Genomic DNA, 20,686 nt, shown 5'->3' with positions numbered 1-20,686 from the left:
GGCCGACGTTTCGCCGTCCTTGCGGGAATGATGGGCACCATGGCGAATCCGACCATCCTGACCGTCGACGACGACCCGGCGGTCTCCCGCGCCGTCGCCCGCGACCTGCGGCGCCAGTACGGCGAGCGCTACCGCATCGTGCGGTCGCTCTCCGGCAGTGACGCCCTCGACGCGTTGCGCGAGATCAAACTGCGCGGCGACCGGCTGGCCGTCCTGCTCGCCGACTACCGCATGCCGCACATGAACGGCATCGAGTTCCTGGAAGCGGCGATGGACCTGTTCCCGCTCGCCCGCCGGGTGCTGCTGACCGCGTACTCGGACACCGAGGCGGCGATCGACGCGATCAACGTGGTGGACCTGGACCACTACCTCCTCAAGCCGTGGAGCCCGCCGGAGGAGCATCTGTACCCGGTGATCGACGGCCTGCTGGAGACCTGGCACGCCATTCCCGATCCGGGCGAGACGCAGACCCGGGTGGTGGGGCACCGCTGGTCGGCGCCGTCGTTCGCGGTCCGTGACTTCCTGACCCGCAATCTGGTCCCCTACCGCTGGCTGCTGTCCGACGAGCCGGAGGGGCAGGGGCTGCTCGCCGCGGCCGGGCTCTCCGCGGCAGACGTCCCGGTGGTCGTCACCCCGGACGGGAAGCCGCTGGTCTCCCCCACCGAGCAGGAGCTGGCCGCGCAGGTCGGCCTCAGCACGGTGCCGTCCTCGGACTTCTACGACCTGGTGGTGGTCGGCGGCGGGCCCGCGGGCCTGGGGGCGGCCGTGTACGGCGCGTCGGAGGGGCTGCGGACGGTCCTGGTGGAGGAGCGGGCGACCGGCGGTCAGGCCGGGCAGAGCAGCCGGATCGAGAACTACCTCGGCTTCCCGGACGGTGTCTCCGGCTCCCAGCTCACCGACCGGGCCCGCCGGCAGGCGCTGAAGTTCGGGGCGGAGATCCTGAGCGCGCAGCGGGCGGTCGCCCTGGAGGCGGCCGGGGCGGGCCGGGTCCTGCGGCTCGGCCCCGAGAGCTCGATCGCCGCGCACACGGTGGTGCTGGCGACCGGGGTCTCCTACCGGCGGCTGACCGCGCCCGGGCTGGCGGAGTTCGCCGGTGCGGGGGTGTTCTACGGCTCCGCCGTCACGGAGGCGCCGAGCTGTTCGGGCGAGGACGTGTACATCGTCGGCGGGGCCAACTCCGCGGGCCAGGCGGCGGTGCACTTCTCGCGCTACGCGCGGCGGGTCCACATCCTGATCCGCCAGGGCGATCTGGCCCGCTCCATGTCCAGCTACCTGATCGACCAGATCAACGGCATCGACACCATCGAGGTCCATCCGTGGACGGAGGTGAGCGCCGGTGCGGGCGACGGGCATCTGCAGGAGCTCACCTTGCGCGACAGCCGGTCCGGCACGGAGCGCGCCGTACCGGCCTCGTGGCTGTTCGTCTTCATCGGGGCCGAACCGCGTACGCAGTGGCTGGAGGGCGTCGTCACGCGCGACGCACGGGGGTTCGTCGTGACCGGTCCCGATCTGGTGGCCGGGGGCGGGCGTCCGGCCGGCTGGCGGCTGCCGCGCGATCCGTACCACCTGGAGTCGAGCGTGCCGGGTGTCTTCGCGGCGGGGGACGTGCGTTCCTCGTCGGTGAAGCGCGTGGCGTCGGCCGTCGGCGAGGGAGCCATGGCGGTCTCCCTGGTGCACCGCTATCTGGAGGCGCAGTGAGCGAGTCGGACCGGCTGTCGCCGGAGCGGTTGCGGACCCTGTTCCTGTTCGAGGAGCTCAGTGAGGAGCAGCTGGGCTGGCTGGCGGAGCGCGGCCGCACCGAACAGCGTCCGGCGGGTGAGGCTGTGTACGAGGAGGGCGAGGCCGCCACGTGCTTCTTCGTACTGCTCGGCGGGGCGATCGCGCTGAGCCGGGTGCTGCACGGCGACGACGTGGAGGTCAGCCGGACGGATCAGCGCGGGGTGTACGCCGGTGCCACCCGGTCCTATCTGGGCGACCGGGTCGAGCAGCGGTACGCGCACACGCTGCGGGCGGTCACGGACGCCGAGTTCTTCGTGCTGCCGGCCGAGGAGTTCGCGTACGCGGTGCGGACCTGGTTCCCGATGGCGCTGCATCTGCTGGAGGGGCTGTTCTTCGGTTCGCGGGCCGCCAACGCGATCGTCAACGAGCGGGAACGCCTGCTGGCGCTGGCCTCGCTGTCGGCGGGGCTCACGCATGAGCTGAACAACCCGGCGGCGGCCGCGGTGCGGGCCACCGCCGCGCTGCGGGAGCGGGTGACCGGGATGCGGCACAAGCTCGCCATGATCGCCGACGGCCGGCTGGACGGCTCCGAACTGCACCGTCTCGTCGAGCTGCAGGACGACGCGGTGCGACGCGCGGGCGAGGCCGACGCGCTGCCCGCTCTCGCCGCCGCCGACGCCGAGGACGCGGTCGGCGACTGGCTGGAGGAGCACGGGGTGGCGGGCGGCTGGGAGCTGGCCCCCACCCTGGTCTCCGCCGGCATCGGCGTCCCGTGGCTGGACGCGGCCGCCACCACCGTCGGCGCGGACAATCTCGTCCCTACGGTGCGCTGGCTGGCGTACACCGTGGACACGGAGCTGCTGATGGGTGAGATCGACGACGCGGTGACGCGTATCTCCGGGCTGGTGGGCGCCGCCCAGCAGTACGCCCAGCTGGACCGGGCACCCCAGCAGACCGTCGACGTGCACACCCTGCTGGACGCGACCCTGACGATGCTCCAGGCGAAGATCCCGGCCGGGGTGCGGGTGGTCAGGGAGTACGACCGCGAGCTGCCGCCCGTGTCCGCGTACGGGGCCGAACTCAACCAGGTCTGGACGAACCTGATCGTCAACGCGTTCGACGCGATGCCCGACGGGGGCACGCTGACCCTGCGGACCTGGCGGGCCGAGGACCGGCTGTTCGTCGAGGTCGCGGACACCGGCACGGGCATTCCGGACGCGATCAGGCCCCGGATCTTCGAGCCGTTCTTCACCACGAAGCCGGTCGGTGAGGGCACGGGTCTCGGCCTGGACATCTCGTACCGCATCGTCGTCAACAAGCACCGCGGGGACATCCGGGTCACCTCCGAGCCGGGAGACACGCGTTTCACGGTCTGCCTGCCGATCGGGCCGCCCGAGGAGGCGTGAGATCCTGCGCCGGGTGTGGTGCGGCCGGAAAGCAGTTGACCTCAAGTCCGCTTGAGCTCCTAGCGTTCTGTCTGCGCCCCCGGTCCGCGTCCGGCCACCGGGAGCCGCGTCGGCTTTTTCGCACCCCGGAGGCACCGCATGAGTATGGAAGTCACCGCTTGGTCATCGCTGCACAGCGCGATGAACGCCCAACAGGACCGCAGACCCTTCTCCCGGGCCACCCTGCGCCGGATCGCCGACTTCGCCCGGCCCCGCCGCCGCCAGCTCCTGCGCTTCCTGCTGCTGAGCATCGTGATGGCTCTGCTGGCCGTGGCCACGCCGGTGCTGGCCGGCCATGTCGTCGACGCGATCGTGCAGGGCGAGGACAGCGGCACCGTGACCCGGCTCGCGCTGCTGATCGCCGTGATCGCGGTGGCGGAGGCGGGTCTCGGCCTGCTGACCCGGCTGCTGTCGGCGACGCTCGGTGAGGGTCTGATCCTGGACCTGCGGACCGCGGTCTTCGACCATGTCCAGCGGATGCCGGTCGCGTTCTTCACCCGGACCCGGACCGGCGCCCTTGTGAGCCGGCTCAACAACGACGTGATCGGGGCGCAGCGGGCGTTCAGCAACACCCTGTCCGGGGTGGTCTCCAATCTGGTGACGCTGCTGCTGACCCTGGCGGTGATGCTGACCATCTCGTGGCAGATCACCCTGCTCGCGCTGGTCCTGCTGCCGGTCTTCGTGGTGCCCGCCCGCCGGATGGGCTCCCGGATGGCGCGGATGCAGCGCGAGGCGGCCGCTCACAACGCCGCGATGGGCACGCAGATGACCGAGCGCTTCTCCGCCCCCGGTGCCACGCTCGTCAAGCTCTTCGGCCGGCCCGCCGACGAGTCCGCGGAGTTCGCCGCCCGAGCGAGCCGGGTCCGTGACATCGGTATCCGTACGGCCATGGCGCAGTCCACGTTCATCACGGCGCTCACCCTGGTCTCCGCGCTGGCGCTGGCGCTGGTCTACGGACTCGGCGGCTACTACGCCCTGCGCGGCAGTCTGGAACCGGGCGCGGTCGTCTCCCTCGCCCTGCTGCTGACCCGGCTGTACGCGCCGCTGACGGCGCTGGCCGGTGCCCGGGTGGAGGTGATGAGCGCGCTGGTGAGCTTCGAGCGGGTCTTCGAGATCCTGGACCTGAAGCCGCTGATCGCCGAGAAGCCGGACGCCCGGAAGGTCCCGGAGGGTCCGGTGTCCGTCGAGTTCGACGGTGTCTCGTTCGGCTACCCCTCCGCCGACAAGGTCTCGCTCGCCTCCCTGGAGGAGGTCGCTACGCTCGATTCGCGTGGCGGGACGGAGGTCCTGCACGAGGTCTCCTTCCGCGCCGAACCCGGCCGGATGATCGCGCTGGTCGGCTCGTCCGGCGCGGGGAAGTCGACGATCGCGCAGCTGCTGCCGCGGCTGTACGACGCCGATGCGGGTGCGGTGCGGCTGGGCGGCGTGGACGTACGCGACCTGACGGCCGAGTCGATCCGCGAGACGCTCGGCATGGTCACCCAGGACGGGCACCTCTTCCATGAGTCGGTGCGCGCCAATCTGACCCTGGCCAGGCCCGGGGCCGGCGAGGACGAGATCTGGGACGCGCTGCGGCGCTCCCGGCTGGACGGTCTGGTGGCCTCGCTGCCCGACGGGCTCGACACGGTCGTGGGCGAGCGCGGTTACCGGCTCTCCGGCGGTGAGCGGCAACGGCTGACGATCGCCCGGCTGCTGCTGGCCCGCCAGCGTGTGGTGATCCTCGACGAGGCGACCGCGCACCTCGACTCCACGTCGGAGGCCGCGGTGCAGGAGGCTCTGGCCGAGGCGCTGGAGGGACGCACCGCGGTGGTGATCGCCCACCGTCTGTCGACGGTTCGGGCGGCCGATCTGATCCTCGTCATCGAGGAGGGCCGGGTGGTCGAGCGCGGGACCCACACGGAGCTGCTGGCTGCGGGCGGCCGGTACGAGGAGCTGTACCGGACGCAGTTCGACGCGCCGGCGGTGGCGGACGGGGCAGAGGACGGGGCACACGCGAAGTCCCTCTGAGTCCTGGGTAGTGCGGCACGCAGAGGAATGCCCCCGGTCCGTGCGAACCGGGGGCATTCGTGCGTGCGGTCTGCGGGGACGGTCAGTCGGTGTCGGTCTCCTCGGCGGTGACGGCACCGGTGGCGGCGTCGATGCCGACCGTGGTCTCGTTCCACGCCTTGTCGACCACATCCACGGACCAGACCAGGACGTTCTTGTCGTTGTCGTCCAGGTCGAGGGAGGTGACGGTGCCCTTCTTCTTGTCCGTGGCGGCCTTCGCCGCCTGCTGCGCGGTCTGCTTGGCCCCTGCCATCCGGTCGGCCAGCTTGCTCTTCTCCTCGGCGTCCTGACCGGGGTCCTCGGTGGACTGGATCACCTTGCCGGAGACGGCGTCGACGCGGACGTTGTGCTCGGTGCCGTCCTTGGCGACGACGACCGCGACCCACTCCGGGCCGGTGGCGGCCGGCGAGGCACTGGGCGAGGCGCTGGGCGAGGCGCTGGTGCCGCTCGGGGACGGGCTCGTGCTGGCGCTCGCGCTGGGCGAGGCGCTCTCGTCGCGGTCGGTGTCGTCGTCCGACTCCCCCGGTCCGCGCAGGTCGAGTTCCATCACCTTGCTGCCCGCGACGGCGCCCTCGGCCGTGGTGACGGCCTTGTCGAACGTGATCTTCGTGGCGCCGAGCAGGGTCTTGCGGTCCTTCTGGTCCTCGGTCAGCGTGGCAGTCGGCGACGCGCTCTTGCTCGCACCGGACGACGGGGTGGTCGTCCGCTCCGGGACGGCGCGCGCCGCTTCCGAGGTAGCCGTGCCCGTCGACGTGCCGCCGCTGTCCTGGCCGCAGCCGGTCAGCAGCGCCGCGGCCAGCAGCACGCCGGCGGCGCCGGCCGCGCGGAGGCGGTGGGTACGGAGGAAGCCGGTTTTCTTCGGTGAGGGTTCACATGTCATGCCGGCATGCCTAACCGCCGCACCGTCCCGGCATGACGTCCCACCGCCCGGAGTCACCCGATCAACCACGAACCGGCTTCAGGACTGCTCGTCCTCGGGGATGCTGACCAGCCACCGGGTCGCGCGCCGGGGCCTGAGGTAGAGGGCCCAGTAGAGCGTGGCGACCGCCGTGATCCCGCCGGTCCAGAGCAGGTACTCGGTCTCCTGCTGGGTCAGGATGTAGGCGAGGACGACGATGAGCAGGACCGGGACCGCCGGCCAGAGCGGCATCCGCCAGGCGGGGGCGTGGCGGTGGGAGCCGCGCCGGCAGAGCAGCGCGGCGACGGCCACCAGCAGGTACATCGCGGTGACCGAGACACCTGTGACGCCGTACAGGGTGTCGAGGTTGACGAAGCAGAGGGCGGCGCCCGGAATGCCGACGAGGAGCGTCGCGACCCACGGCGAGCCGAACCGGCCGAGCCGGGACAGTGCCTGGTTGACGGGTGCCGGCCAGGCCTTGTCGCGGGCGGAGGCGAACAGCACCCGGGAGTTCTGGATGACCATGACGATGCCCGCGTTGATGATGGCGAGGGCGACGCAGAGGCTGACGAACGTGCCCACGGCCGAGTTGGACCAGGCCTCGACCATGCCGCTGAGGTCGCCGGAGGTCAGGGCCGCGAGGTCGGGGGCGCCGACGGTGATGGCGATGACGGGGACCAGGATGACCGCCGTCGAGATGGCGAGCGTGGCGAGGACGGTGCGGGCGACGTTGCGCCGGGGGTTCTCCAGCTCCTCCGAGAGGTAGACGGCCGTGGAGAAGCCCTGCGTGATGAAGAGAGCGATGGCGAGACCGGAGACGACCATCATCGCGGTGACGGTCGAGCTGGTGCCGCCGGGGGCGGCAACCGAGCCGTGCACCAGCGCGGAGGCGCCGCGTTCGGAGTGGGCGAACCCGAGGACGGCGACCACACCGGCGGCGATCACCTCCAGCACGAGGAAGACGCCGGTGATCCACGCGTTGGCGCGCAGGTCGAGGAGGCCCGCGAGGGTGGCGAGCAGCATGACGCCCGCCCCGGCGACGGAGGCCGGGATGTGCACGAGCGGCGCCAGGTAGTCGGCGGTCCCCATGGCGATGACCGGCGGCACGATCATCACGACGAGCAGGGAGAGCACGAACACGAGCCAGCCCGCCAGCCTGCCCGCCATCGTCGACACCATGGCGTACTCGCCGCCGGCGCTGGGGATGAGGGTGCCCAGTTCCGAGTAGCAGAACGCCACCGCGATACAGAGGAGCGAGCCGATGCCGATGGTGAGCGCGGTGTAGGTGCCGAGGCTGGAGAACAGGTCGGGCACCACCACGAAGAGGGTGGAGGCGGGAGTCACGCAGGAGAGCGTGAGCAGGGTCCCTCCGACGACGCCGATGGAACGCTTGAGCTTCTGCGGGGTGGGGCCGGTCGCGGGGGCGAGCGCCTGTGGAGCGCTGAGCGTGTCGGTCATCGAGTCGGGTTCCGATCAACAGGTGCGGTCTCTGAGCGCGGGAGCGGTATCGCCTCCGGACGGGGTGTGCTGGATGGTTCCGGTGCTCCCAGCGCGTCATGCAATACCGACGCGTTCCGCAGGTCAATAGCAGATTTCCTTCGGAATTCGTTGCCACGGCGCCAGGGATCAACGATTTGTCATCAAGATCGCATCAGGACAACGGGATCGGCCCCTGCGGGAACCGCAGGGTGGGCGCGCGAAAAGTTTCGTTCAAATCCACCGCCCGTTCCCTGTCGCGCCGCGTGCGCCCGGCCTGCGGACGCCGCGTCCGCGGGAATTGCCGCCCGCGGGTCGCGATCCGCGGGCTTTGGTGCGAGCCTGGATGCATGACCTGGGCGTCCTGGACGACTCGCGGAATATATTCGGGGCACGGCGGCGTGCTCACCGAAGAGGTCGGGCCGCTGTCCGGCGACCTGACCGTGCACACCACATGGGCCGAGGGCACGGCGCAGATCACCGTGCAGTACACCGACGCGGCCGACTGGTTCACGATGGCGGGCAGCCCCGTTCCGTGCCCGTCGGAGGAAGCCAGCCGTACGCTGCACGAGGCCGCGGTGGAAGCGGTCAGGCAGGGCTCGGCGGCCACGGTCCCGACCGGTCACTCCGGCCCCGACGTCGCGGCGGGCGAAGCGGCCACGGAGTAACGGCGCGACGACGAAGGGCCCGTACACGCGTGTGTACGGGCCCTTCGTCGGTCCGGAGACGGCCGCGCTCGGGACACGGGGTCAGCCGGTGTCGCGGACCGCCACGATGCCGTTGAAGACGCCCACGTACGCCGTCCCGTCGGGGCCGATGGTGACCGGCGCCCAGTTGTTGTCGTACGAGGGTCCGGTGCCGGTGAGTTTCGTCCAGCGGCGTTGCCCGGTGCGGTAGTCGACGGCGGTGAGGTACCAGGCGTCGATGCCGAGGATGTTGGGCTGCTTCTCGTAGAAGTAGAGCAGACCGTTGGCGGTGGAGAGTTTGGGCACCGTGGAGGGTGAGCGGACGGCGCTGTTCCAGACCGTGTCGCAGCCGCTGCCGTCGGGCCGTACGTCGATGCGGGCGACGCCGCCGACGACGCTGCGGCCGAGGAGCAGCGTGGTGACGTTCTCGTAGCCGTAGTTGTTCTCGACGACGAGGCTGTTGCCCCAGCTGATCATGGAGTTGTCGGTGGTGGAGGCTTCGGAGCCGAAGACCGGGACCTTGCAGACGAGCCGCTGGTCGTCGGGGACGCCCGGGGCCCGGCGGTAGACGAGGACGTTCATCCGGTCGTCGGCGTTGTCGGTGATGGCGACGTAGTCGTCCCCGTCACCGAAGAGGTCGGGCGTGGTGCCCGAACCCTGGTTGACCGAGCCGGGTTTGGTGCCGGTCCCCCGGTCGTACGTCTGCCGCCACTGGATGTGCGGGGTGCCGTCGGCCGTCGCCGCGAAGCTGTAGAGGGCGTGGTCGGTGACGATGGAGACGCCGTCCTCGGCGACGGAGAAGGAGTTCTGGATCTCCTCGCCGGTGAGCTGGACGGAGCGCACGGCGGAGGTCCGCGGGTCGACCGTGCCGACCCGGCCCAGCCTGGTCACCCACCAGATGCGGCCCTGCCAGTCGGGCATGACGGAGGTGACGGGGTCGCAGGTGCCACTCGGGTAGAGGTTCGTCCAGCTGACGCAGTCGTGCGGCACCTGCGCGGTGAGGTCCCAGTCGTCGACGACGGTGAAGTGCCAGCTGCCGTCGGCGGCCTGCCCGTGGGCGATGCGCTGGATGTGCTGGCGCGAGTCGGCGAGGACGACGCGGTCCTGGTCGTCGAGGTAGAAGTAGGCGCCGCCCGAGGTGTCCTTGAAGATCTTCGAGAAGTCGAGCCGGGTGATGGCCTCGACGGTCGAGGAGCGCTGCGGCAGTGCGTACTCGGCGAGGGTGTCGAGGGTGCGCGGGTCCAGGAGCTTGAGGAGGAACCCGGTGAACGTGCCGCACACCGTGATCAGCCGGCCCGCCGCGTCGAAGGTGGCGGTGGCGCACTCGCCGCCCAGGGGCGCGATCTGTTCGCTGCTGACCTCGGGGCTGCGGCCGAGCGGCCCCGAGTACGGGTGGGTGCCGCTGCCGGCCGCGTCGGCGTGCATGCCGCTGCGGCCGTTGGGCGCGAGGAAGGGATGCTGGGGCGGGGCCTGTCCGGGCACGGGCACGGCCGTGGCCGGGCCGCCCTCGTAGTCACTGACCAGCCGGTGCCCGGGGGCCCGGGGTATGTCGGCCGCGGCGGCCGGTGTGCCGGACACCATGAGCGTCGTGGCGCAGAGGGCCAGTGCCAGTACCAGTGCGCGCAGAGGTCCACTTCTGGACAGCGGGGACAGCGGGGACATCGGACTCCTCGGTCGGGGGCGGGGGTCGCGCCGCCGCCCGACGCTAGGGCGAGGTCCTTGAGGTGTCCATGGAAATGCAGGGCGTTTCATGGACGCTTCACGGTGGTGCAATGTTGCCCGCGTGATGCCCGGCGCCTCTGGTGCGTCTCAACGCCGCCCGCCGGTGCGGCGGTCCAGCATCTCGCGCCGGATCGCGGCGGCCGTGGCCCTGGCCCGGTCCGACGCGGTGCCGCGGTCCGCCTGGGCGGGTACGAAGCGGTGCAGCGGCCGGGCGCAGTACGGACACGGGGTGTCGGCCGCGATCAGCCGGCCGTCCTCGCACTGCGGCCCGTCGCAGCGCCCGGGCCGGAGCAGCCGCTCGGCGATCTCCATCGGCTGCCGCCTGCGCCCGTCCTCGTCCTTCTCGTGGAGCGCGTGGGACCAGCGGGCGTTCCACCGGCGCTCCATCCGGTCCAGGAGCTGGTCGGGGCTGCGGCGGCCCAGTTCCCGCCGGATCAGGGCGACGAGTTCGTTCGGATACCCGCCGGTGAACTCCCGCGCGAGCGGCGGCGGAAGCGCGTGCAGGAGATAGCCGACCGGGTCGGCCCCTGGCCGCTGCCACTGTCTGCACCGGCAGTCGCCGTCGGCCGAGAGCGGCGTTCCGCAGCGCCCGCACAGTCCTCGGCAGTCACCGCAGAGTCCGTGATCGAGTCCGTCCAGATGCGGGGCGGGCGCCCGGCCGCACTCCCGGCAGCAGGACGCGCACAGCCCGCAGAGGCGTTCACCGCCGACGGCCTTCGTCCAGGGCCGTTGCTGGCACCGGCAGCAGCGGCCGCTGTGGCAGTGCTCGTGATGAACGGCGCCCGGATCGCGTCCCGGAGGAGGAAATGACATGGCTGCGCTCTCCGGGCCCGGCTCGGTGCGGCACCCGGTGGCGGTTCCCGCGCCGGGCGGGGCAGCGGTCCGGCCCGGCTCCGCGCCCCACCCGACCGTCGCACACCGGCGGGCCCGCGGACCCCGGGAGACCGCATGGTGCACCGGGCCGACCGTAATGATCATGTCTCGGTGCGGTCCGGGACCGGTCCTGCGCGTTTGCGCACCCGGTTCGGTCCCGGCGTCCGGTCAGGGCCTGATGCTGCTGACGACGTCGGCCGTGGCGGTGAGGCCCTCCTGGATGGTGGGGGCCATGCTCGTGCCCGCCAGGAAGAACCCGAGCAGGGCGCACACCAGCGCGTGCGAGACCTTCAGTCCGCCGCTGCGGAGGAAGATCACCGCCAGGATCAGCAGAAGCAGCACCAGTGAGATCGAAATGGCCATGGCCAACCTCCTCCGCCGCGCCGGAATTGCGGCATTCGCCGTCAGTTTGGCGTAGCGGAGGAGCCATCCGGCGCACTGGCGTGTACGCCAAACGGGTACGACCTGCGTCTACCGTGCGTTCCGGTCGTGGGTACGCAGGAAGCGGGCGAGACCCGTGAGGTCGTCGCTGTTGAGATGGTCCACCCCGGCCGCCAGGAGCTCGGCCCAGAGCGCCTCGCGTTCGGGCCCCGGGACATCGGGCGTGGCCCAGAACCGCACCCGCTGCCCCGCCCGGTGCGCGGCGGCGGTGATCGCGCGCAGCGCGTCCCGTTCGGCGGGCGGAATCGGCCCGGCGCCCAGCCAGCCGAAGGTCCCGGTCCAGCTGCTGCTGATGAGCGGGACGAACGAGGCGGTGGCCGCCGTGCCGAGGTCCTCCAAGCGGCCGTCGTAGAAGGCGTACCGGGTGCGCTGGGCCTCCATCGGGGGACGGGCAGCCCGGTCGCCGGAGACGACGGCGGTCACGGCTCCGGGCCGTACCCGGCCGCCGGAGAAGGAGGTCAGCATCTGCCGGTGGCGGCGCAGTTGGCGGTCCAGTTCCGCGTAGGCGGCCGCGCCGTCCGTCTTGATGTCGATCAGCAGCTGCACCGGTGTGCGGTCGCCGGGGAACACGGTCCCGTGGTGGGCCCGGACCCGGGCGAGGAGCGGGTCGAGGTAGAGCGCGGAGAGGGTGCGGGCGGGGTCGAGGCCGGTGGCCTCGTGGGCGACCAGCAGTTCGCCGTCCACGAGGAAGATGTCCGCCTCGACGCTGGTGAATCCCCGGGCCAGTGCGTCGTGGAGCGGGCGGGGGTGCAGATAGTCGTTGTGCGCGTGCGCGCGGGGCAGGGGGCGCGGGCCCCGGGCACGCGGGGCGGTGGCGGGCGCTTCGTTCGCGGTGGCCCTCTGGAGTGGCAGGAGGGTGCCTGCGGCCGCGGTGGCCAGTGCGGTGGTGACGACGCGGCGGCGGGTGGGGAACGCCATGGATTCTCCCGGTTGCGAGGCGTGCCGGACGGGGGGACGCGACCGAGTATGGAAGCCTCACGCCTCAACGGGTGTGCGGACGAGGAGAGTTGTCTCGTTCGCCGCCCGTTCTTCGGCCCGCGTTCCGCCCGCCTTGGCCGTATCCGCAGGGATCCGTCCTGCCGCCCGCGCGTGACGCGGGCACGACGGAGCGGGGATGCATGTGCACCTGTCCCGCACGTGCCGGAGCGGGGATACGTCCGCACGGTTCCCGGACATGCCGGAGCGGGGGGACGTGCGCCTGCCGCACGTGCCCCCGCTCCGGGTCCTGGCGGGTGTTACGGCGCCGGGAGCTCCATCAGGCCGGCGACGGTCTCGCGGTGACGGCCCGCCGTACCGAAGGCGGTCGCGTCGGCCTTGGCGCGCTTCAGGTACAGATGCGCGGGGTGCTCCCAGGTCATCCCGATGCCGCCGTGCAACTGGACGCACTCCTCGGCCGCGTGGACGGCGACCCTGGAGCAGTACGCCTGCGCGACGGCCACGGCCAACGGCGTGTCGGGGCTGCCCGTCGCCAGCGCGTCGGCGGCGTTGCGGGCCGCGGCCCGGGCCGATACGACCTCCAGCCAGAGCTGCGCCATCCGGTGCTTGAGCGACTGGAAGGAGCCGATCGGCCGGTTGAACTGGTGCCGCTCCCGGGTGTGGCGGACCGTCTCGGTCAGGCACCACTCGGCGAGTCCGAGCTGTTCGGAGGCGAGCAGTCCGGCACCGGCCAGCAGCCCCCGGTCCACCGCGGCCCGCGCCGCGCCGGCGTCCGCGAGCAGCGTTCCGGTGGCCCCGCTCAGGGTGACCGTGGCGAGCGGGCGGGTGAGGTCGAGCGGGACGAGCGGCTGGACGGCGACACCGGGCGCGTCCGCGGCGACCGCGTACAGGCCGTCGGTGGTGGGCACCAGGAACACGTCGGCGGCGGCCGCGTCGGCGACCGGACCGAGTGTTCCGTCCAGGGCAGCGGTCACCACCGGCGTGCCGGACGCCGAGGCGGAGAAGGGGACGGCGAGCACCGCGACCTTGCGGCCCGCCGCGAGGCCGGCGAGGAGTTCCGCCACCGGTCCTTCCTCGGCGCCGAGCGCCAGGAGCGTCTCGGTGGCGACGACGGAGCTGGTCAGGTAGGGCGCGGGGGCGACGCTGCGGCCGAGTTCCTCGATGACGACGGCGGCCTCGCGGTGACCGGCCCCCTGTCCGCCGAGCTTCTCGGGCACCAGCAGCCCTGCGGCGCCGATGTCGGCGGCGAGGGCCTTCCAGAGCTGCGCGTCGTACGGCGTGTCGGACTCGGTGCCGGCGATGACCGTCGGCGCGTCGGCCCGGTCGGCGAGCAGCGAGCGGACCGCTGCCCGCAGATCCTCCTCAGCCTCCGAGTACAGCAGATCGGGTGTCCGGCTCGTGGCGGGCTGTGCGGTCATCGGGAGAGGTCCTTCCAGGCGACGTCCTTGTCGTTGCGCGGCTCGGAGGGCAGACCGAGCACCCGTTCGGCGACGATGTTGAGCAGTACCTCGCTGGTGCCGCCCTCGATGGAGTTGCCCTTGGAGCGGAGGTAGCGGTAGCCGGCGTCGCGGCCGGTGAAGTCGACGAGGTCGGGGCGGCGCATGGTCCAGTCGCTGTACAGCAGCCCCTCGTCGCCGAGGAGTTCCACTTCGAGGCCGCTGATCTCCTGGTTGAGGCGGGCGAAGGCCAGTTTCATGCCGGAGCCCTCGGGGCCGGGCTGTCCGGCGACGAGCTGCTGGCGCAGCCGTTCGCCCGCGAGCCGGGCGACCTCGGCCTCGACCCAGAGGGTCAGCAGGCGCTGGTGCAGGTCGTGGGTGCGCAGTTCGGGGCGTTCGCGCCAGGTCCGGGAGACCGGGCCGATCATGCCGCCCTCGCGCGGGATGCGGGATCCGCCGATGGAGACGCGCTCGTTCATGAGCGTCGTCTGCGCGACCTTCCAGCCCTCACCGACCGGGCCGAGCCTGCGGCTGTCGGGGATGCGTACTCCGGTGAGGAAGACCTCGTTGAACTCCGCCTCGCCGGTGATCTGGCGCAGCGGCCGCACCTCGACGCCGGGGTCGGTCATGTCGCAGATGAAGTAGCTGATGCCGCGGTGCTTGGGCACGTCCGGGTCGGTGCGGGCGATGAGGATCGCCCAGCGCGCCACATGGGCGCTGGACGTCCATACCTTCTGGCCGTCGACCACCCAGTGCTCGCCGTCGCGCACGGCACGTGTGCCGAGGGCGGCCAGGTCGGAGCCGGCGCCCGGCTCGCTGAAGAGCTGGCACCACACCTCCTCGCCGACCCACAGGGGGCGCAGGAAGCGCTGCTTCTGCTCGTCGGTGCCGAAGCCGAGGACGGTCGGGGCGGCCATGCCCAGGCCGATGCCGATGCGGCGCGGGTCGTTGTCCGGCGCGTCCGCCGCGGCGAGTTCGGCGTCGACGACGGGCTGCAGGGAGCGCGGCGCGTCGAGCCCGCCCAGCCCGGCCGGGTAGTGCACCCAGGCGAGTCCGGCGTCGAAGCGCGCCTTGAGGAAGTCGGTGCGGTCCGTGCTGGCCGGGGGGTGCTCGGCCAGCAGTTCGCGGGTGAGGCGGCGCAGTTCGGCCGCGTCGGGGGCGGTCATCGGGCGGCTCCTGACGGGAGGACGACGATGCGGCCGGTGCTGGTGCCGTCGGCGACGCGCTGCACGGCGGCCGCCGCCCCGTCCATCGCGACCCGCTCGCTGACGAGCGGCTTGATGACGCCCTCGGCGGCGAGCCGGGTGAGTTCGTCGTGGCAGTCCCGGACCGCTTGCGGGTCCTTGGTGTTGTACAGCCCCCAGTGCAGTCCGAGGACCGAGTAGTTCTTCACCAGGGCGTGGTTGAGCCCCGGGGTGGGGATGACACCGCTGGCGAAGCCGACGACGATCACCCGGCCCTCGAAGGCGATGCACTTCACGGACTTGGCGTACGCGTCGCCGCCGACGGGGTCGTACACGACGTCGGCGCCGCGGCCGCCGGTGAACTCCTTGACCGCGGCGACGATGTCCTCGGTGCGCCGGTCGATGACCAGGTCGCAGCCGAGTTCGGTGGCGGTCTTGGCCTTCTCGGCTCCGCCGACGACACCGATGACGGTGGCGCCCGCGGCCTTCCCCAGCTGCACGGCCGCGCTTCCGACGCCTCCGGCTGCCGCGTGGACGAGCAGCGTCTCACCGGCCTGGAGGTGCGCCCTGCGGTGCAGGCCGAACCAGCCGGTCTGGTAGCCGATGTGCAGGGCCGCCGCCTCGGCGTCGTCCAGGGCCTCGGGTGCCGGCAGCAGCGCCGCCTCGTCGGCGACGACGTACTGGGCGAACCCCCCGTGCGGCAGGGCGGGGGTGGCGAGCACCCGGCGCCCGTCCTCGGTCCGGCCGCAGATCTCCACACCCGGGGTGAAGGGCAGCGGGGGCCGCACCTGGTACTGGCCGCGGCAGAGCAGCGCGTCGGGGAAGTTTATGTTCGCCGCGAGCACCTCGATGAGCACCTGCCCGTCGCCGGGCGTCGGCCGGTCCGTCTCTTCGAGCCGCATCACCTCGCTCGGCTCGCCGTTCCGGTGCACTCGCCATGCCTGCATGAGGGGCCTCCACAACACTGTCGGCATTACCACTGCTCCCGGGCATACTAAGCGGTCGCTTGCCACTGTGGGAACAATCCGTGCCCACCGATTCGGCCGGACCCGGCACGGCTGTGCGCCCGGCCCCTCCCCGGAAGGTGCGGCGGCGCCGGGCGCACGGTGGAACGAGGCTCCTACTTCCCGATCACGACCTCCGCGATCCGGGGCGCCGCCGAGCCGGTGCTCCAGAGGAGACGCACCGCGTCGGCGGTCCGGCCGGCCGTGCCGACCCGCGTGTACGGGCCGTCGAGCGCGCCGACGGTCTGCCAGCTCCCGTCCGCGCCCCGCAGCTGGATGTCGGCCGCCGCCCCGGGACCGTCCGGCCGGAGAACCGTGACGGAGCCGACCGGGCGCGCGGCGACGAGATCCACCTGGAGCGATTCGCCGGCCTCGGGTGCCCGCGCGGCGCTGTACACGCTGCCCGGGTCGCCGTCGGCGGCCGAGCGCAGCGCGGATCCGGCGGCGGCGGGCGGGTTGCCCGTGATCTCACCGTCCGTGGTCGCGACGGTGAACTCGCGGACGACGACCCAGCTGCCCTGTCCGGCGGTCGCGCGGGCCCGGACATAGCGGGCCTCGGTGCCGGCGGGCACGGTCGCGGTGACGTCCGGCTTCTCGGAGAACTCGGTGAGCGTGGTCCAGTTCTGCCCGTCCGCCGAGTACTCCAGCACCCCCGCGTGGAGGTAGTCGTCCGTGCTGCCCGGCTTGGCCATGGCGAGGGTGACCTGGCCGATGTCCCTGGCCTCGCCGAGGTCGACGGTGAGCTGGTCGCCCGCGGCGGGTGCCCCGTCGCTCCAGAAGTAGGTGGAGTCGTCGCCGTCGAGGACGCGGGCGACGGTGTTGCTCTGGTAGGTGCCGAGGTTCGTCGACGCGGTGGGCCGGCCGCTCACGCCGAGGATCCGGTCGTACTCGGCGGTGGCCGCGTCGACGAACCCGTCCAGCGTCCCGTCACCGACGTGGACCGGCACCTTGCGGCCGTCCAGACCGGTGTACGTGAACGACGTGGCGTGCTCGACCTGTGCGGGCAGTTGCTGACGGAGCTCCCAGGCCCGGGCGCCGTCCCCGGCCCTGGCCGCCTCGACCATGCGCAGGGCGGTGCCCGACGCGGAGGCCCAGGCCTCGGTGGCGTCCAGCCAGGGGCCCGCGTCCTCGGCGAAGCCCCGGTCCGGAAGGCCGGCCCGCAGCCGGGCCGGGGCGGCGCCCAGGTCGGTGAGCACCGAGGTGAGGCGCCTGGCGTCACCGGACTTCCAGTACCGGGCGAACTCCGCGGCGAGTTCCGGCGCCTTTTCCTTGTTGAGCGCCGAGCTGTAGTTGGCGTCGGCGAAGGCGCGCAGCGCCCGCTCCGTACGCGGGTCGCCGCCCGCGTACTCCTTGAGCCCCCTCCCCCACGAGGTGCGCGGGTCGTACGCCGCGTCGTTCCAGGCGTAGTCCGCGACGGTGTACAGCGACAGCTTCGAGGCGTACGGCTGGATCATCGGGTTGGCGGTGATCCCGGCCAGCCGGCCGGGGAGCCCCTTCTCGCGGCCGTTGAACGGACCGAGCAGCAGGCGGTCGGTCGCGTAGTCGTTGACCGGGTAGTTGTCCCAGGTCAGGATCGGGTGCCCGAACACCTCGCGGGCGGCGTCGGCCTGAGCGACCGTCATGGTCGGGGCGACCACTCCGACACCGGTCCACTCGACGACCACGTCCGGGTCCAGCTGCTGGGAGAGAGCCGTCTTGTACGGGGACGGGGTCACGTCGTAGTACTCGGTGGGCACCATCTGGAGCGGTTCGGCACCGGGATGGGTGGCGATGAACTCCTTGTTGACCCGGTTCAGCAGGTACGCCTGCGCGGCGCCGGCCGCACCGCCGCCGGTCCCCCACTTCGCCTTGTCGGCGTCGCAGTTCCAGTCGGTGTAGCTGATGTCGTCCAGCGGCACGGCGAAGGTGCGGACGCCGATGTCCCAGATCGTCTGGAACTTGGCCACGAGCGCCTCGGCGTCCTCGTCGGAGCTGTAGCAGACCGAAAGACCGGGCGAGAGCGCGTAGGTGAAGTCGACGTGCTGCTCGACCGACTCGTCCGCGAGCTCCTTGATCTGGGCCAGCTGCTCGGCGGGGTAGGGATCACGCCACTTCTCGCGGAGGTAGGCGTCGTCCTTGGGCGAGTACACGTAGATGTTCATCTTGTGCTCGCCGTAGTAGTCCAGCTGGTCGAGGCGGGCCTCGTGGGACCACGGAGTGCCGTAGAAGCCCTCGATGACACCGCGCAGCGCGGTTCCCGGCCAGTCGCGCACCGCGAGTCCGGCGACCTTGCCGCCCGGCTGCTTCCGCTGCGGCAGCACCTGGCGCAGGGTCTGGGCGGCGTAGAAGGTGCCGGTGGCGTCCTTGCCCGCGAGGACGATGCGGTCCGCCCCGATACCGAGGACGTATCCGTCGGCGGGCAGCTCCGACGGCCCTTCGAGCTTCTGGGCGGCGAGGGCGCCGGGGTCGCCGATGTAGACGTTCAGGCCGTTGCGGGCCGGCCGTGTGGCGCGGACGACGTGCCGTGCGCCGGCCTTGCGCAGGGCCGTCTCCACCACGTCGAGCGTCGGCCCGTCGGGCGTCGCCCCGGTGACCAGGGTGACGGTGGGAGTGATCACGATCCGGTCCGTCCGGTTCTTCACGGACTGCGGGGTCGGGGTGATGGCCGGGGTTTCCCGGGCCTTGGCCGAGGGGCCGGCCGGGCTGCCACCGGCCGCCTGGGCGGACGGCACGGTGGTCAGCAGACCGCCGGCGAGCAGGGCGGCCGCCGCGGCGAGTGCGGTGAGGCGGGGTGGGCGAGGCGTCACAGATCCTCCATTGGTCACTCAAGTCACCAGAGTCGCGCAACACAACGACACTGAATTCAACAGTCTGGCGCTGGCATGTCAATGGTCTGGACAACATCAGTGCGTGGACCTGGTCTTTTGTCGTCGGAGACTGTATTCATGCAGCCATGACGGAGAGCGTGCACACCCGCGGACTCCCCGCTCCGCCCCCCTTGGGCGCGAGCGCGTTACCGGCCGGCACGTACGACGGGAGCGTCGTCCTGGTGACCGGCGGCGGCTCGGGGCTCGGCAAGGCGATCGCGGCCGAGTTCGCCCGGCTGGGGGCGGACCTGGTGATCGTCGGCCGGAACCCCGGACGGCTGGCCGCCGCCCGGGAGGAGCTGGCAGCGCTGACCGGCGGTCGCGTCCTGACCGTCCCGGGCGACATCCGGGACCCGGAGAGGATCACGGAGATCTTCGACGCCGCCGAGGCGGAGACGGGTCCGCCCGACGTGCTCGTCAACAACGCGGCGGCCAACTTCCCCTCACCCGCGGAGGATCTGTCACCGAACGCCTGGCGGGCGGTGCTCGACATCACGCTGACCGGCACCTGGTTCATGACCCGGGAGTTCGGGCGGCGCCATCTGGCGGCCGGGACCGCGGGGTCGATCATCTGTGTCGGCGCCTCGTACGCGTGGACGGGCGGTCCCGGGTACGCCCACTCGGCGGCCGCGAAGGCCGGCGTGAAGAACCTGGTCGAGACCCTTGCCGTGGAGTGGGGTCCGTACGGGATCCGCGCAAACGGGCTGGTGCCCGGGCTGATGCCGCACGAGGACATGCACGAGAACATCCGCGCCAACCTGGACCGGGCCGGGGCGGAGGACGGCGGGGCCCGGGAGCTGGACGGGCGGCAGCCCGCGCTCCGGGTGGGACTGCCCCGCGAGCTGGGCTGGGCGGCGACGTTCCTGGCCTCGCCGTACGCCGCGTTCGTCTCCGGTCATTCACTGGTGGTCGACGGGGCGAACTGGCAGCGGCGCTCGCTGGTGACCCCGCCCGTGGTACCGGTGCGCGAGCAGCTGGGCCGCGGCCCGTTCACCCTGCCCGACGGTGACGGGCCCCCGCCGGGCAGCCGGGAGGATGGCATCGCGGAGGGTCCGTGAACCGCGGCACCGGTTCAGGTTCCCTCAAAGTGCGCCGGGCGGCGGGCCGCCTTGGCGGCATAGCCCTCGGCCGCGTCCTGCGAGGTGAGGGTGAGCGCCGCGGCCAGGGCCGTACGGTCGAGCGCCTCGCCGAGCCCCGCATCCGCGAAGGCGTCGACGGAACGCTTGATGTGGCGCACGGCAAGCGGCGCGTTGCCCGCCACGGCCTCGGCCACGGACCGTGCGGTGCGCTCCAGCTCACCGGGCGGTGTGACGGCCTGGAGCAGTCCGATCCGCTCGGCCGTCGCCGCGTCGATCCGGCGGCCGGTGAGGGCCAGGTACTTCGCCCAGCCCGCGCCCGCCTCCCGGGCGATCCGCATGTCACCGCCCGCGTCGACCGCCACCCCGATCCCGGCCTCCGGCAGCGCGAACACGGCGTCGTCCGCGGCGATCCGGATGTCCGCCATGAGGGCGAGTTCGAAGCCGAAGCCGAGGCAGTAGCCCTGTACGGCGGCGATCACCGGCTGCGGCAGCCCGGCGAACGCGGCGAAGCGCTCGTGCGCCCAGCGGATGCCCTCGTAGTAGCGCTGGGTCCGCTCGGCGGGCGAACGGCCCGTGATGCCGCCCCCGGGCGCGGTGACATCGATCCCGGCGCAGAAGGCCCGGCCCTCGCCCCGCAGCAGGACCGCCCGGACCGTGTCGTCGAACCGCAGCCGGTCGGCCATGATGCCGAGCTGCCGGCTGGACTCCCAGCTCCAGCCGTTGAGCTGGTCCGGACGGCAGAGCGTCAGCACACCGACGCCGTTCTCGGTCCGGAGCGTGATCCGCTCCTGGCCCGGTGGGATGTCGTGGTCGAGCGTGTCGAGCACCGCCGCCCCTTCCATGGACTGACGACTCGTCAGATACCGGTGTGCGGAACAGCGTACGGCCGCACCCC

The 20,686-nt window shown here is 72.3% G+C and carries 16 protein-coding genes; 5 read left to right on the top strand and 11 right to left on the bottom strand.

The annotated features are described in order from the left end of the window. Nucleotides 1-39: 39 nt before the first annotated feature. From OG408_RS38140 to OG408_RS38130, 3 genes are all read left to right on the top strand, one after another. A complete protein-coding gene (locus OG408_RS38140) occupies nucleotides 40-1,698 on the top strand; it encodes an FAD-dependent oxidoreductase (RefSeq protein ID WP_326674078.1) in 1,659 nt (552 codons plus the stop codon). Continuing rightward, nucleotides 1,695-3,125: an ATP-binding protein gene (locus OG408_RS38135; RefSeq protein ID WP_285565569.1), complete on the top strand. Its 1,431-nt coding sequence runs from the start codon at nucleotides 1,695-1,697 to the stop codon at nucleotides 3,123-3,125. Before OG408_RS38140 ends, OG408_RS38135 begins: the two co-directional genes overlap by 4 nt. A gap of 138 nt (nucleotides 3,126-3,263) precedes the next feature. Continuing rightward, nucleotides 3,264-5,171 carry an ABC transporter ATP-binding protein gene (locus tag OG408_RS38130; RefSeq protein WP_326674075.1) on the top strand — a complete coding sequence of 636 codons (1,908 nt, stop codon included), beginning with the start codon at nucleotides 3,264-3,266 and terminating at the stop codon, nucleotides 5,169-5,171. Nucleotides 5,172-5,253: 82 nt separating this feature from the next. On the opposite strand, the gene OG408_RS38125 is transcribed toward OG408_RS38130, so the two are convergent. Next, complete coding sequence (locus tag OG408_RS38125; RefSeq protein WP_326674074.1) at nucleotides 5,254-6,090, bottom strand: PepSY domain-containing protein; 837 nt, start codon at nucleotides 6,088-6,090, stop codon at nucleotides 5,254-5,256. A 78-nt stretch (nucleotides 6,091-6,168) separates the two neighbouring features. After that, complete coding sequence (locus tag OG408_RS38120) at nucleotides 6,169-7,566, bottom strand: APC family permease (protein WP_326674072.1); 1,398 nt, start codon at nucleotides 7,564-7,566, stop codon at nucleotides 6,169-6,171. Between the two features lie 368 nt (nucleotides 7,567-7,934). Between OG408_RS38120 and OG408_RS38115 the strand changes: the two genes are divergently transcribed. Continuing rightward, nucleotides 7,935-8,252 (top strand): hypothetical protein, encoded by a 318-nt coding sequence (locus OG408_RS38115; protein ID WP_326674070.1) that lies wholly within the window; start codon nucleotides 7,935-7,937, stop codon nucleotides 8,250-8,252. Between the two features lie 81 nt (nucleotides 8,253-8,333). On the opposite strand, the gene OG408_RS38110 is transcribed toward OG408_RS38115, so the two are convergent. From OG408_RS38110 to OG408_RS38075, 8 genes are all read right to left on the bottom strand, one after another. Next, on the bottom strand, nucleotides 8,334-9,932 hold the full coding sequence (locus OG408_RS38110; protein WP_442806105.1) for a hypothetical protein: 1,599 nt from the start codon (nucleotides 9,930-9,932) through the stop codon (nucleotides 8,334-8,336). 147 nt (nucleotides 9,933-10,079) lie between these two features. Beyond that, entirely contained in the window at nucleotides 10,080-10,805 is a 726-nt protein-coding gene (locus OG408_RS38105; RefSeq protein WP_326674069.1) for a hypothetical protein, read from the bottom strand. 228 nt (nucleotides 10,806-11,033) lie between these two features. Continuing rightward, the gene (locus OG408_RS38100; RefSeq protein WP_285565575.1) at nucleotides 11,034-11,228 is read right to left on the bottom strand and encodes a hypothetical protein; all 195 of its coding nucleotides are present in this window, start codon (nucleotides 11,226-11,228) and stop codon (nucleotides 11,034-11,036) included. A gap of 108 nt (nucleotides 11,229-11,336) precedes the next feature. Then, nucleotides 11,337-12,224, bottom strand: a complete 888-nt coding sequence (locus OG408_RS38095) for a phosphatidylinositol-specific phospholipase C/glycerophosphodiester phosphodiesterase family protein (protein WP_326674068.1) — start codon at nucleotides 12,222-12,224, stop codon at nucleotides 11,337-11,339. A 317-nt stretch (nucleotides 12,225-12,541) separates the two neighbouring features. Further along, nucleotides 12,542-13,660 (bottom strand): acyl-CoA dehydrogenase family protein, encoded by a 1,119-nt coding sequence (locus OG408_RS38090; RefSeq protein ID WP_285565577.1) that lies wholly within the window; start codon nucleotides 13,658-13,660, stop codon nucleotides 12,542-12,544. Then, the gene (locus OG408_RS38085; RefSeq protein WP_326674066.1) at nucleotides 13,657-14,844 is read right to left on the bottom strand and encodes an acyl-CoA dehydrogenase family protein; all 1,188 of its coding nucleotides are present in this window, start codon (nucleotides 14,842-14,844) and stop codon (nucleotides 13,657-13,659) included. Before OG408_RS38085 ends, OG408_RS38090 begins: the two co-directional genes overlap by 4 nt. Next, complete coding sequence (locus OG408_RS38080; RefSeq protein WP_285565579.1) at nucleotides 14,841-15,809, bottom strand: NADPH:quinone oxidoreductase family protein; 969 nt, start codon at nucleotides 15,807-15,809, stop codon at nucleotides 14,841-14,843. Before OG408_RS38080 ends, OG408_RS38085 begins: the two co-directional genes overlap by 4 nt. Nucleotides 15,810-15,982: 173 nt before the next feature. Beyond that, entirely contained in the window at nucleotides 15,983-18,652 is a 2,670-nt protein-coding gene (locus tag OG408_RS38075; RefSeq protein WP_326674064.1) for a beta-N-acetylglucosaminidase domain-containing protein, read from the bottom strand. Between the two features lie 146 nt (nucleotides 18,653-18,798). On the opposite strand from OG408_RS38075, the gene OG408_RS38070 reads away from it, so the two are divergent. Further along, entirely contained in the window at nucleotides 18,799-19,770 is a 972-nt protein-coding gene (locus OG408_RS38070) for an SDR family oxidoreductase (RefSeq protein ID WP_326674063.1), read from the top strand. Between the two features lie 14 nt (nucleotides 19,771-19,784). Here OG408_RS38070 and OG408_RS38065 read toward each other — a convergent pair whose 3' ends face one another. Further along, complete coding sequence (locus OG408_RS38065) at nucleotides 19,785-20,633, bottom strand: enoyl-CoA hydratase/isomerase family protein (RefSeq protein ID WP_326674062.1); 849 nt, start codon at nucleotides 20,631-20,633, stop codon at nucleotides 19,785-19,787. Nucleotides 20,634-20,686: the final 53 nt, after the last annotated feature.

It is taken from the genome of Streptomyces sp. NBC_01257, from assembly GCF_035917255.1.
In the GTDB taxonomy this organism is placed as follows: domain Bacteria; phylum Actinomycetota; class Actinomycetes; order Streptomycetales; family Streptomycetaceae; genus Streptomyces.
This window is presented reverse-complemented; position numbering and strand designations above follow the sequence as displayed.

Coding starts and splice junctions, on each gene's coding strand:
- OG408_RS38140 (WP_326674078.1), top strand. CDS start 40: ATGGCGAATCCGACCATCCTGACCGTCGACGACGACCCGGCGGTCTCC.
- OG408_RS38130 (WP_326674075.1), top strand. CDS start 3,264: ATGAGTATGGAAGTCACCGCTTGGTCATCGCTGCACAGCGCGATGAAC.
- OG408_RS38125 (WP_326674074.1), bottom strand. CDS start 6,090: ATGACATGTGAACCCTCACCGAAGAAAACCGGCTTCCTCCGTACCCAC.
- OG408_RS38120 (WP_326674072.1), bottom strand. CDS start 7,566: ATGACCGACACGCTCAGCGCTCCACAGGCGCTCGCCCCCGCGACCGGC.
- OG408_RS38115 (WP_326674070.1), top strand. CDS start 7,935: ATGACCTGGGCGTCCTGGACGACTCGCGGAATATATTCGGGGCACGGC.
- OG408_RS38110 (WP_442806105.1), bottom strand. CDS start 9,932: ATGTCCCCGCTGTCCCCGCTGTCCAGAAGTGGACCTCTGCGCGCACTG.
- OG408_RS38105 (WP_326674069.1), bottom strand. CDS start 10,805: ATGTCATTTCCTCCTCCGGGACGCGATCCGGGCGCCGTTCATCACGAG.
- OG408_RS38100 (WP_285565575.1), bottom strand. CDS start 11,228: ATGGCCATTTCGATCTCACTGGTGCTGCTTCTGCTGATCCTGGCGGTG.
- OG408_RS38095 (WP_326674068.1), bottom strand. CDS start 12,224: ATGGCGTTCCCCACCCGCCGCCGCGTCGTCACCACCGCACTGGCCACC.
- OG408_RS38090 (WP_285565577.1), bottom strand. CDS start 13,660: ATGACCGCACAGCCCGCCACGAGCCGGACACCCGATCTGCTGTACTCG.
- OG408_RS38085 (WP_326674066.1), bottom strand. CDS start 14,844: ATGACCGCCCCCGACGCGGCCGAACTGCGCCGCCTCACCCGCGAACTG.
- OG408_RS38080 (WP_285565579.1), bottom strand. CDS start 15,809: ATGCAGGCATGGCGAGTGCACCGGAACGGCGAGCCGAGCGAGGTGATG.
- OG408_RS38070 (WP_326674063.1), top strand. CDS start 18,799: ATGACGGAGAGCGTGCACACCCGCGGACTCCCCGCTCCGCCCCCCTTG.
- OG408_RS38065 (WP_326674062.1), bottom strand. CDS start 20,633: ATGGAAGGGGCGGCGGTGCTCGACACGCTCGACCACGACATCCCACCG.